Origin of the sequence: Bradyrhizobium sp. WBOS07 (assembly GCF_024585165.1) — a bacterium.
Classification (GTDB): Bacteria; Pseudomonadota; Alphaproteobacteria; order Rhizobiales; family Xanthobacteraceae; genus Bradyrhizobium; species Bradyrhizobium japonicum_B.
On sequence record NZ_CP029008.1, the window covers coordinates 764,746 to 777,231 of the forward strand.

The window sequence follows — 12,486 nt, forward strand, 5'->3', positions numbered from 1 at the left end:
TCAATCGGCCCTGGCTCATAGCGCCGGCAGCCTGACCACGAAGCGCGCGCCTGCGACCGTCGGGATGCCCTCGTCGTCCGGCGGGCCGGCACGGTTCTCGGCCCAGATGCGTCCGCCATGGGCGTCGACGATCTGCTTGGAGATCGACAGGCCAAGGCCGGAGTTCTGGCCAAAACCCTGATGCGGACGGTCGGTGTAGAAGCGCTCGAAGATGCGCTCCAGTGCGTCGTCGCGAATGCCGGGGCCGTCGTCGTCGACCACGATCTCGATCTCGGAGCGCACGCGGCGGCAGGTGAGGCGCACCTTGTTGCCGGCTTCCGAGAACGATTGTGCGTTGGAGAGCAGGTTGGAGACCACCTGTCCGAGCCGCGAATCATGGCCGCTGACGGCGAAGGTGTCGCTCGGGCTGCGGCCCTCGAAGCGCGTCTCGACCGCGACGTCATGGCCGAGCTTCGTTTCATTGGCGACGGACACCAGTGTCGTCAGCAGGCGGCGCAAATCGACCGGGATCGCATCCTGGCGCTGCAATTCGGCATCGAGGCGGCTGGCGTCGGAGATGTCCGAGATGAGGCGGTCGAGCCGCTTGACGTCGTGCTCGATCACCTCGAGCAGGCGCGCGCGGCTGGTCTCGTTGCGCGCCAGCGGCAGCGTCTCGACCGCCGAGCGCAGCGAGGTCAGCGGGTTCTTCAATTCGTGGGCGACGTCGGCGGCGAACATCTCGATTGCCTCGATGCGGCTGTAGAGCGCGCTCGTCATGTCGCGCAATGCGCCCGAGAGATGGCCGATCTCGTCGCGGCGGCGGGTGAAATCCGGAATCTCGATGCGGGCCTTGATGCGGCGGCGGACGCGCTCGGCGCTGTCGGCGAGCCGGCGCACCGGACCTGCGATCGTGCTCGCGAGCAGCAGCGACAGCATGATCATGACGGCGGCCGCGACGCCGCCGACCTTGAGGATGGCGAGGCGCTCGGCAGTGACCATCTGGTCGATGTCGTCGCCTTGCGTCGACAGCATCAAGGCGCCGTGGATCGCGCGCGAGCGCAGCACGGGGACCGCGACCGAGACGATCACCTCGCCGCGGGCATTGACCCGCACCATCGAGCGCTTCTGGCCCTGGAGCGCATCGCCCACCTCCGCATAGCCGTTGCCGTTCTCGGGCCCTAGCTCGCGATAGAGCGGCAGGTCGCCGCGGTTCAGCCAGGTGCGGACCGCGACCATGCCGCGCTCGACGATGCCGGGCTTCTCGGCCGGCGGCGGCAGATTGTAGCGCAGCACGTTTTCGAGGTTGCGGCTGTCCACCAGCAGGCTGCCGTTCGGATCGTAGATGCGGGCGCGCGTCTTGGTCGGCGAGATCAGCGTGCGCAGCACCGGCGCCACCCGCTCCGGATTGATCGGGAAATCCAGCGGCGAATATTCGTCCGGGCCGCCATAGGTCTCGCCCGGCTTGAGGTCGAGCAGCCGGTCGGGATCGATGGTGATGGCGTTGGTCTGCACCGTGGCCGAGGCCGCGATCGCGCCGGCGATGATCTCGGCCTGCACCAGCAGGCTCTGCGCCCGCGCGTCGATCAGGCCGGCGCGGAATTGCGACAGATAGAGGATGCTGGCGACCAGCGCGACGAGGCCGGCGAGGTTGAGCGAGACGATGCGGCGGGTGAGGCTGGAAAAGGACAGCGCGAAGAAGAACTGCCCGGCGCGCTTCAGCCAGTTCAGCGGCCGGAAGCCCTGCGGCCTGGCTTCGGCAAATGGCTCCTGAACGCCGTCGGATGCGACGTCGCCGGCGCTCTGGTTGGGATCAGGCTGCGTTCGGTCCAGCAATGCTTACGCCCGTGTTCAGACGGCGTTGAGAAGGTCCCCACATTCTAGAGCATGATCCGGAAAAGTGTGCAGCGGTTTTCCGAAAGGATCATGCTCGAGAAACAAACCGAGCACGATGATCTCATCGCGCTCTGGAGCGATCCCGGTCCCGATGCAATCAGAACCGGCGATGCTCGTAGTCCGTTCGTGAAGCTGCCTGCCGCCTCAGGCTTCCTTGAAACGATAGCCGACGCCGTACAGCGTCTCGATCATCTCGAACTCGTTGTCGACCACCTTGAACTTCTTGCGCAGCCGCTTGATGTGGCTGTCGATGGTGCGGTCGTCGACATAGACCTGGTCGTCGTAGGCGGCGTCCATCAGCGCGTTGCGGCTCTTGACCACGCCGGGCCGGGTCGCCAGCGCCTGCAGGATCAGGAATTCGGTGACGGTCAGCGTCACCGGCTCGTTCTTCCAGGTGCAGGTATGCCGTTCGGGGTCCATGCGCAGAAGGCCGCGATCGAGCGCCTTGGCGTCGTTCTCCTTCGGCGCGACGGTCGGGTCCTTCGGCGCCGAGCGGCGCAGCACCGCCTTGACACGCTCGACGAGGAGGCGCTGCGAGAACGGTTTGCGAATGAAATCGTCGGCGCCCATCTTGAGGCCGAACAGCTCGTCGATCTCCTCGTCCTTCGAGGTCAGGAAGATCACCGGCAGATCGGATTTCTGCCGCAGGCGGCGCAGCGTCTCCATGCCGTCCATGCGCGGCATCTTGATGTCGAGGATGGCCAGATCAGGCTGGGTGGTGCGGAAACCGTCCAGCGCGGAGGCGCCGTCGGTGTAGGTCATGATGCGGTAGCCTTCGGCTTCCAGCGCGATCGAGACGGATGTGAGAATGTTGCGGTCGTCGTCGACCAAAGCGATTGTGGGCATGAGCCTCTGCTTTCTGCTTTCCGTTTTGGGTCGTGGCTTGAAACGGCGAGCAATCCACTGATGCGCCGCATACATGGGTGCCGAAGTCGGCGTTCGAACCTTGTCACCGAGCAATGCAAGCTGGGCTGAAGTGTGACCAAGTTCCACGAAACACGGCAGATTCGCCGCATGTCGACCCATAACCAGGCCCCCGTTTACCCGAAAAAAGGCCTCCCTTGCAACCACCTGAGCCGAGAAAGCCGATGCAACCGACCCCTGATTTCGACCCCGCAAAGCTCGCCAAATCCCTGCTGCGACGATCGCGCCAGGGGGCGCTGGCAACCCTGATGGTCGGCAGCGGCGATCCCTATTGTTCCCTGATCAATCTGGCCAGCCATCCCGACGGCTCGCCCATTCTGCTGATCTCAAGCCTTGCCGTGCATACAAGGAATATCCTTGCCGACAGCCGGGTCTCGCTGATGCTGGACGAGCGGGCGGAAGGCGATCCGCTGGAAGGCGCCCGGATCATGCTGTCCGGCCGGGCGGAGCAGGCCGGGGCCGAAAGGGATCTGCTCCAGCGGCGGTATCTCAATGCCCATCCGTCGGCGGAAAACTTTGTTTCTTTTAAAGATTTCTCGTTCTTCCGGATCCGCCCCACGGGAACCCATCTGGTCGCCGGTTTCGGCCGGATCGTCGATCTCCAGCCCGAGCGGTTTCTCACGGATCTCACCGGGGCCGAGGATCTGCTGGCGGCGGAGGAGGGCGCCGTCGCGCATATGAACGCCGACCATCGGGAGACCATGGGCCTCTATGCGACGAAGCTCCTGGGTGCCGGCGCGGGTGATTGGCGCTGCACCGGCTGCGATCCGGAAGGCCTCGACATGCAGGACGGCCAGATCGCGCTGCGGCTGGATTTCCCGGAGCGGGTGACCGACGGCACGTCGCTGCGCAAGATGCTGGTGCGTCTTGCTGGCGAAGCGCGCAGCAAGATGGACTGAAGCGCAACGCTTTGAACGCTCTCCTCCGCCGCGGCGACCCAACACCGGTATGGTTCGAGGTCGGCCGCGAGAGGGGTTCATGACACGTCGTCGTTTGACGCTGGTCGCAGGTCTGGCGCTCGCGATCACCGCATCGCTGGTGACCCCCTGCCTCGGGCAGAAGGGTCTTGCCGCCGAGAGCGCGCGGCTCAGCGCGCTCATCCGCGCCGGAAAATATTCGGAGGCGCTGCCGCTCGCGCAGGCGATGGTCGCTGGCCTCGAGAAGGACAACGGCCGCGATCTCTCCGGCGCGTTGAACAATCTCGGCCAGGTCCATGCCGCTCAGGGGCGAGACGATCTGGCTGAGCCGCTCTACAAGCGCGCGATCGCGCTCATGGAAAAATCGCTCGGCCTCGACAACGCATTGGTTGCGGCCGAGCTGACCAATCTCGCCGCGCTCTATCAGCGGCAAAGTCGCTTCGCAGAGGCCGAGCCGCTGTTCAAGCGTGCACTGGCCGTGCGCGAGAAAGCGCTGCCGCGCGAACATCCCGACGTCGGTCAGTCCCTCAACAATATCGCCACGCTCTACGCCAAGCAGCAGCGCCCGGCCGACGCCGAGCCGCTATTCCAGCGGGCCCTCGGGATCTATCAAAAGGCCGCCGGGCCCGAGCATCCCGCGGTCGCGACCGTCCTGAACAACATCGGCCAGGTCTATCGCGACCTCAACCGCAAAGCCGACGCCGAGGCGCCGATCAAGCGCTCGCTGGCGATCCGCGAGAAGGTGCTGGGGGCCGATCATCCCGATGTCGCGCGCTCGCTGAACAATCTCGCGGGCCTCTACGAGCATCAGCAGCGCTATGCCGAGGCCGAGCCGCTCTATCGCCGTGCCCTGTCCATCCGCGAACGCGCGCTCGGGGCGGACCATCCGGATACCCTGATCTCGACCGGCAATCTTGCTTATTTCCTCTACGTCTCCGGGCGCACCGCCGATGCTTTGCCGCTCGCGGACAAGACGCTTGCCAGCGGTCGCGCGCAGCTGCGCATCGTGCTGCCGATCCTGCTGTCCGCGCGGCAGCAGCATCTGCTGCCCGACGACAAGGCGCTCGACAAGGCGCTGGCCGCGGTCCAGCGCGGCACGCAATCCTCCGCCGCCGCTGCCGTGAACAAGCTCGCGGTGCGGATGGCCGCCGGCAGCGACCGGCTCGCCGAGCTCGTGCGCCAGGATCAGGATCTCGCCGCCGAGTCCGAGGCGCTCGACAAGGCCATCGTCGCGGCGGTGTCGAAGCCATCTACGCAGCGCGACCGCGCGGTCGAGCAGCGCAGTCGCACGCGGATCGCCACGATCGCGAACGAGCGTGCGGGCTTGCAGAAGACCCTCACGCTCGAGTTTCCCGACTATGCCTCGCTCTCCAACCCGCTGCCGCTGGCAGTGAAGGACATCCAGCCGCTGCTGTCGGCGGACGAAGCGATGGTGATCTATTCCGTCGTCGACAGGCAGAGCCATGTCATCGCGATCACGCGCGAGGGCGCCGAGTGGAAGGAGATCCCGCTCGGCGCGGATGCGGTGACGCAGAAGGTCGCCGCCTTCCGCAAGGGGCTGGATGTCGGCAAGGCGCGCGATGCCTCCGGCAAGTCGGGCCTGTTCGACCTTGCGCTGGCCCATGAGCTCCATGCGGCGTTGCTCGGCCCGGTCGAGGCGCTGACGAAGGACAAGCGCAATTTGCTGGTGGTGCCCTCGGCGGCGCTGACGGCGTTGCCGTTTCATCTGCTGGTGACGGAGAAGCCGCAGGCTGCGATTCCGGACCGGCTCGAGGGCTATCGCGATGCCGCCTGGCTGCTGCGGCGTCAGGCCGTCTCGGTGTTGCCGTCGGTGATCTCCCTGAAATCGCTGCGTGCCTCTGCCCGCAAGGATCAGAGCGTCAAGCCGATGACCGGCTTCGGCGATCCCGTCTTCAATCCCGCGGCCGAAGGGCCGGCCGACCGTCGCGCAGCCGGCGACAAGGTCGCCGCGCGCAGCATTGCGACGATCGCCTACACCGATTTCTGGCGCGGCGCCGGCGTCGATCGCGCGCGGCTGGCGCAGGCGCTGCCGCAACTGCCCGATACCGCCGACGAGCTGAACGCGGTGGCGAGGGACGTCGGCGCGGCCAAGGCCGACATCCATCTCGGGCGCGATGCCAGCGAGACGACGCTGAAGCGTGCAGCGCTTGCTCAATACGGCATCATCTACTTTGCCACCCACGGTCTCGTCGCCGGCGACATCAAGGGACTGGCCGAGCCCTCCCTCGCGTTGTCCATTCCCGATCAGCCGTCGGAGTTCGACGATGGTCTTCTGACCGCGAGCGAGGTGGCGCAGCTCAAGCTCAACGCCGATTGGGTGGTGCTGTCCGCCTGCAACACCATCGCCGGCGACAAGCCGGGCGCCGAGGCACTGTCGGGATTGGCGCGCTCGTTCTTCTACGCAGGGGCCCGCGCGCTCCTGGTCTCGCATTGGGCCGTGGATTCGGAGGCCGCCACCCGCTTGACCACGTCGACATTCGAGCTGCTCAAGAACGAACCAAGGATCGGTCGTGCCGAAGCCTTGCGCCGCGCGATGTTAACGTTTGTCGACGACGCCACTTCGCCGCGCAACGCCTACCCAGCCATGTGGGGACCGTTCGCGCTGATCGGCGAAGGCGAGGTAAAATGAAACGATTCCTCAGGGATTGTGCGTCGCAATAACCTGACGTAACGCGCAAACACGCATTTGGTTGCGCGATCATTTGTGTTTTCTGGTTGCCCCTGCTCAGAGCTGACATGCGCGACGTTTGGCGCGGTCCTTGAATAAACCAAATCCTGCGGGATCAGCTTGGCAACGCCAGCGTTCATGATTATTAGGTCGTTCAGCCGAGGCCGAATGGCCCATTCATCACGGTGACTGCGATGGCGTCCAAACTTGGTCGCGCAGGGTGTCGCGGGTTCTAGGAGGATTTTTTCGTGCAAGAGACGGGCGTGCGCAACGGTGCCTTCGGCGCCGACAAATTCGGCTTAAAGAATCTCAAGCAGGTTCACTGGAATCTTGGTGCGCCGCAACTCTATCAATACTCGCTCGCGGCCGGCGAGGCGGTGCTGTCCGCCGACGGTGCACTCTGCGCCGACACCGGCGAGTTCACCGGGCGCAGCCCGAAGGACAAGTTCACGGTGCGTGACGCCACCACCGACAAGAAGATGTGGTGGGCCGGCAACCAGTCGATCACCGCGGAGCAGTTCGAGACGCTCTATCAAGATTTCCTCAAGCACGCCGAAGGCAAGAAGCTGTTCGCGCAGGACCTCTACGGCGGCGCCGACCCGGCCTACCGGATCAAGACGCGCGTCTTCACCGAGCTCGCCTGGCACTCGCTGTTCATCCGCACTCTCCTGATCCGCCCCGAGGCGATCGAGCTGTCGACCTTCGTGCCGGAACTCACCATCATCGACATGCCGAGCTTCCGCGCCGATCCCAAACGTCACGGCTGCCGCTCGGAGAACGTGGTCGCGATCGATTTCACCCGCAAGATCGTCCTGATCGGCGGGTCTTATTATGCCGGCGAGATGAAGAAGTCGGTCTTCACCACGCTGAACTATTACCTGCCCGAGCGCGGCGTGATGCCGATGCATTGCTCGGCCAATGTCGGCGCCAAGGGCGACACCGCGATCTTCTTCGGCCTGTCGGGCACCGGCAAGACCACGCTGTCGGCCGATCCCAACCGCACCCTGATCGGCGACGACGAGCACGGCTGGGGCCCGAACGGCGTCTTCAATTTCGAGGGCGGCTGCTATGCCAAGTGCATCAAGCTGTCGAAGGAAGCCGAGCCCGAGATCTTCGCGGCCTCGACCCGCTTCGGCGCGGTGCTCGAGAACTGCGTGCTCGACGAGGACACCCGGATCGTGGATTTCGACGACGGCTCCAAGACCGAGAACACGCGCTCGGCCTATCCGCTCGACTTCATCCCGAACGCCTCGCGCACCGGCCGCGCGCCGCAGCCGAAGAACGTGGTTATGCTCGCCGCCGACGCCTTCGGCGTGCTGCCGCCGATCGCGAAGCTGTCGCCGGCGCAGGCGATGTATCACTTCCTGTCCGGCTACACCGCCAAGGTCGCGGGCACCGAGCGCGGTCTCGGCAACGAGCCGCAGCCGGAATTCTCGACCTGCTTCGGCTCGCCCTTCCTGCCGCTCGACCCCAGCGTCTACGGCAACATGCTGCGCGACCTCATCGCCCAGCACAATGTCGATTGCTGGCTGGTCAACACCGGCTGGACCGGCGGCAAGTACGGCGTCGGCTCGCGCATGCCGATCAAGGTGACGCGCGCGCTGCTCACCGCCGCGCTCGACGGAAGCTTGCGCAACGTCGAATTCCGCACCGACAAGTATTTCGGCTTCGCGGTCCCGACCGCGCTGCCCGGCGTGCCCAGCGAGATCCTCAACCCGGTCAACACCTGGAAGGACAAGGACGAGTTCGACAAGACCGCCCGCGCGCTGGTCGGCATGTTCCAGAAGAACTTCGCCAAGTTCGAAGCCCAGGTCGACGCCGACGTGCGTGCGGCAGCCCCGGACGTGAAGCTCGCGGCGGAGTGAGGCTCCGTTTCCTTGAATGCACAAGGGCGGCCGCAGGGCCGCCCTTTTTTCTTTCCTTCTCCCCTTGTGGGAGAAGGTGGCGCGAAGCGCCGGATGAGGGGTTCTGTCCGCAAACTCAGGTGTAAGAGAAGTGCCCGCGGAGAGAACCCCTCACCCGTCTCGCCGCTGCGCGGCGAGCCCCCCTCTCCCACAAGGGGAGAGGGGAGAAACAGCTACGCCTTGAAATACGCGATCTGCGTCGTGGTCGCGAGCAGCCGGCCGTTCGGCGACCACAGCTCGGCGTTCTGGTCGGCGTAGCTCTTGTGCATGATCTTGGAATCCGCCGTCGCCAGCACGCGGGTGATGTCCTCGCTCGCGAGCTCTGCGCTGTCGGTGTGAAAATACGTCGTCAGCGACACCGTGCCGAACGGCACCATCTCGCGCCTTGCGTGGAAGATGCGGCCGAAGAAGGCGTCCGACATCGACGTCAGCGACAGCATGTCGAGCTTGCGCGGCGTGCGGTCGCTGATCCAGATTTTCGAATAGGTGCTGGCGGGCTCGGCCTGCTGCGGGCCGATCCGCATCTCGCCCTCGACGAAACGGAATTCGTACTGGTTGGCCCAGGACGCCGCGATCTTCGGGAACGGCATGGTCTCCTCGAACGGCTTGGCCTCGGGATATTGCGCCACCCGGTGCTCCCAGGACGGCCGCCGTTCGGCGAACACCGCGGTGGCGAGCGTTGCGACCTCGCCGCCGCCCTGGCTGAGCTCGACGCACCAGTGCTGGCTGGAGCGGTTGGCCTTGACCAGCCGCACGTCGAGATCGAACGCGCCCTTGGCGATCGGCGCGCAATAATTGACGGTGAGCGCGAGCGGATCGCCGGCGGCTTGCGGATGCTCGATCAGCGCGCGGAGGATCGTCGCGGCCGTGGCGCCGCCGAACGGGCCGACAAAGGCCCAGTAATCGTCGCTGGTGTGTCCCTGCCAACTGCTGTCACCCGCGGTGATGCGGGTCGCGTCGTCGAAGGGGTGCGGGAGCTTGGCGTGCATGGGAGTCCTCGGTGTCGCCCCACCCGTCATTGCGAGCGCAGCGAAGCAATCCAGACTGTCTCCGCGGAAAGATTCTGGATTGCTTCGCTGCGCTCGCAATGACGGCGTTTGAGGTGGCGGCGTCGGTTCACCGACTCCGCCTTGGGGATGATGGCAGTCATATCATCATCCGCCTTGCGAGATGCAAATAACCTCGCAGGTAATCCCGCTTCCATGCCGCGGAAAATCAGCCTGCGACGTTCCGCAGGTCCGGCAGTAGCGGCGTGGTCGGGTTCACCGGCACGTTCCAGATCTCCTCGGCGTATTCGCGGATGGTGCGGTCCGACGAGAACCAGGCCATGCGCGCGACGTTGAGGATCGAGGCGCGGGTCCAGGCCGGCGTCACCTGCCAGCGCGCGTCGACCGCGCGCTGCGCCTCATAATAGGAATCGAAATCGGCGCTGACCATGTAGTGGTCGAGATAGCGCAGCGCGTGCGCGATGGATTCGAAGCGGCCGGGATCGCCGGGCGAGAACTCGCCGCCGCCGATCGCGTTGATGGCGCGCTGCAGCTTCGGCGAATTGCGGATCACGTCGGAGGCGTCGAGCCCTTGCTTGCGGCGGATCATCACGTCGCCGGCCTCCATGCCGAAGATCGCGATGTTCTCGGCGCCAACATGGTCGCGAATCTCGATATTGGCGCCGTCGAGCGTGCCGATGGTGATGGCGCCGTTCAGCGCCAGCTTCATGTTGCCGGTGCCGGACGCTTCCATGCCGGCGGTCGAGATCTGCTCGGAGAGGTCGGCCGCGGGAATGATCACCTCGGCGAGGCTGACATTGTAGTCGGGCAGGAACACGACCTTGAGCTTGCCGGCGATCGCGGGGTCGTTGTTGACGACCTCGGCGACGTCGTTGATCAGCTTGATGATCAGCTTGGCGTAGCGGTAGCTCGCCGCCGCCTTGCCGGCGAAGATCTTCACCCGCGGCACCCAATTGCCGTTGGGATCGTCCTTGATCGCCTGGTACAGCGCGACCGTCTCGATGACGTTCAGGAGCTGGCGCTTGTACTCGTGGATGCGCTTGATCTGCACGTCGAACAAAGCGGTCGGATCGACCTTGATGCCGAGCCGCTCGCCGATCAGGCGGGCGAGGGCGGTCTTGTTGTGAAGCTTGACGCTGCGGAACCTCTTCTGGAATTCGACGTCGCTTGCGCGGGTCTCGATCAGCGCGAGCTGGGTGGGATCGTCGAGCACGGCCTCGCCGCAGCTCTCGCGCAACAGGTCGGTGAGCTTCGGGTTGGCCAGCATCAGCCAGCGGCGGAAGGTGATGCCGTTGGTCTTGTTGGTGATGCGGCCGGGATAGAGATGGTTGAGGTCGTGGAACACGGTCTCGCGCATCAGGTCGGAATGCATCGCCGAGACGCCGTTGATGCGGTGCGAGCCGACGAAGGCGAGCTGGCCCATGCGCACGCGGCGGCCGCTCTTCTCGTCGATCAGCGAGACCGAGGCGCGGAAGTCGATGTCGCCGGGGCAGCGCGCCTCGGCGAGCGCGAGGTGCTGCACGTTGATGCGGTAGATGATCTCGAGGTGCCGCGGCAGCAGCCGCTCGAACAGCTCGACCGGCCAGGTCTCCAGCGCCTCCGGCAGCAGCGTGTGGTTGGTGTAGGACAGCGTGGCGACGGTGATCTTCCAGGCCTCGTCCCAGCGGAAATTGTGCAGGTCGACGAGGATGCGCATCAGCTCGGTGACGGCAAGGCTCGGATGGGTGTCGTTGAGCTGCACCGCGACCTTGGACGACAGGCTGCGCAGCTGGCCGTCGGAGGCGAGATGCCGCTTCACCAGGTCCTGCAGCGAGGCCGAGACGAAGAAATATTCCTGGCGCAGCCGCAGCTCGCGGCCCGCCGGGCTCTCGTCGTTCGGATAGAGGAATTTGCAGATCGCCTCCGCGCGCGACTGCTCGGCGCTGGCGCTGACATAATCGCCCTTGTTGAAGGCATCCAGCTTGAGCGGATCGGGCGAGCGCGCCGACCACAGCCGCAGCGCGTTGACGTGCTGGCCGCGCCAGCCGACGATCGGCGTGTCATAGGCGATCGCCTGCACCGTCTCGGCGGGATGCCAGATCGCGCGGTCGCGTCCCTTGTCGTCGACATGCTCGACGCCGCCGCCGAAATTGATGTCGTAGATCACCTCGGGCCGCTGCAATTCCCAGGGGTTGCCGAAGCTCAGCCATTCGTCCGGATATTCCTGCTGCCAGCCCTGATTGATGATCTGGCGGAACAGGCCGTAATCGTAGCGGATGCCGTAGCCGATCGCGGGGATCGACAGCGTCGCCATGCTCTCCATGAAGCAGGCGGCGAGGCGGCCCAGGCCGCCATTGCCGAGCGCGGCGTCCGGCTCGCATTTGCGCAGCTCCGGCAGCGAGACGCCGAGATCGCCGAGCGCGACCTCGAAGATCTTCAAAAGGCCCATGTTGTTGAGCGCGTCGCTGAACAGGCGGCCGATCAAAAATTCGAGCGAGAGATAATAGACGCGCTTGCGGCCGGCGTCGTAGCTGTGCTTCTCCGCGGTGAGCCAGCGATGCACGATGCGATCGCGCAGCGCGAGCGCTGCGGCCTGATACCAGTCGTGCTTGGTTGCCATGCCGGCATCCTTGCCGATGGCAAGCCGCAGCTTCGCCAGGATTGCGCCCTTGATCTCGGCCAGCGCGAGTTCGTCGATGGGCTGCCCCGGGGCCGGAAAACTGGGTTGGAACGATGAATCCTGCAAAGCCGTCATTTCCTAGGTCGAACTCTTACCAATCTGCGCGTCGTGCCCTTGCACCCAGAACTGCCGCCGGTGGCCGTGCATTGCGCTGGCGCTAATTTATGCAAGGAACGGGCCGAATTGGGAACCCGGGTGAGCACGGAGAAACCGCAGATTCGGTGCTAGATTACGAAAGATTCAGCCATCAGTGTGGAGAGGAGACGACGATGAGACTGCTGATCGACATCGCCACTGCGGCCCTGCTCGTCCTCTGCATCAGCGCCTCCGGCGTGGCGTTTGCCGCCGGCAAATCCGGCCGCAGCGCCGATGGTCTCAGCTGCGGCTTCACGGCCCCGCAAAAGGCGTCGCCCGCGGCTCGCTGCGCTGCGATCAAGCGCCAATGCGGCGGCAAGTTCTATGCGAATGCGTGCGGGGATAAACTGCTGTCGGCGGCGAATTGAGCGCCTGACCT

Annotated in this window: 9 protein-coding genes; 4 read left to right on the forward strand and 5 right to left on the reverse strand. The window is 65.3% G+C overall.

All coding sequences use genetic code 11. The features are described 5' to 3' along the window. Positions 1-15: 15 nt before the first annotated feature. Together DCM79_RS03670 and DCM79_RS03675 are read right to left on the reverse strand one after the other, a co-directional pair. Positions 16-1,812: a sensor histidine kinase gene (locus tag DCM79_RS03670; RefSeq protein ID WP_257178683.1), complete on the reverse strand. Its 1,797-nt coding sequence runs from the start codon at positions 1,810-1,812 to the stop codon at positions 16-18. 204 nt (positions 1,813-2,016) lie between these two features. Beyond that, positions 2,017-2,718 carry a response regulator transcription factor gene (locus DCM79_RS03675; RefSeq protein ID WP_008542552.1) on the reverse strand — a complete coding sequence of 234 codons (702 nt, stop codon included), beginning with the start codon at positions 2,716-2,718 and terminating at the stop codon, positions 2,017-2,019. A gap of 242 nt (positions 2,719-2,960) precedes the next feature. Between DCM79_RS03675 and DCM79_RS03680 the strand changes: the two genes are divergently transcribed. From DCM79_RS03680 to DCM79_RS03690, 3 genes are all read left to right on the forward strand, one after another. Continuing rightward, a complete protein-coding gene (locus DCM79_RS03680; RefSeq protein ID WP_257178684.1) occupies positions 2,961-3,695 on the forward strand; it encodes a HugZ family protein in 735 nt (244 codons plus the stop codon). A gap of 79 nt (positions 3,696-3,774) precedes the next feature. Continuing rightward, a complete protein-coding gene (locus DCM79_RS03685; RefSeq protein WP_257178685.1) occupies positions 3,775-6,363 on the forward strand; it encodes a CHAT domain-containing tetratricopeptide repeat protein in 2,589 nt (862 codons plus the stop codon). A gap of 287 nt (positions 6,364-6,650) precedes the next feature. Beyond that, entirely contained in the window at positions 6,651-8,267 is a 1,617-nt protein-coding gene (locus DCM79_RS03690) for a phosphoenolpyruvate carboxykinase (protein WP_257178686.1), read from the forward strand. A 212-nt stretch (positions 8,268-8,479) separates the two neighbouring features. On the opposite strand, the gene DCM79_RS03695 is transcribed toward DCM79_RS03690, so the two are convergent. The 3 genes from DCM79_RS03695 to DCM79_RS03705 form a co-directional block, all read right to left on the reverse strand. Beyond that, positions 8,480-9,295: an acyl-CoA thioesterase II gene (locus DCM79_RS03695; protein ID WP_257178687.1), complete on the reverse strand. Its 816-nt coding sequence runs from the start codon at positions 9,293-9,295 to the stop codon at positions 8,480-8,482. Between the two features lie 26 nt (positions 9,296-9,321). Continuing rightward, on the reverse strand, positions 9,322-9,456 hold the full coding sequence (locus DCM79_RS03700) for a hypothetical protein (protein WP_257178688.1): 135 nt from the start codon (positions 9,454-9,456) through the stop codon (positions 9,322-9,324). Between the two features lie 65 nt (positions 9,457-9,521). Continuing rightward, complete coding sequence (locus tag DCM79_RS03705; protein WP_257178689.1) at positions 9,522-12,047, reverse strand: glycogen/starch/alpha-glucan phosphorylase; 2,526 nt, start codon at positions 12,045-12,047, stop codon at positions 9,522-9,524. Positions 12,048-12,241: 194 nt separating this feature from the next. Here DCM79_RS03705 and DCM79_RS03710 point away from each other — a divergent pair, with 194 nt between their 5' ends. Then, the gene (locus DCM79_RS03710) at positions 12,242-12,475 is read left to right on the forward strand and encodes a hypothetical protein (protein WP_257178690.1); all 234 of its coding nucleotides are present in this window, start codon (positions 12,242-12,244) and stop codon (positions 12,473-12,475) included. Positions 12,476-12,486: the final 11 nt, after the last annotated feature.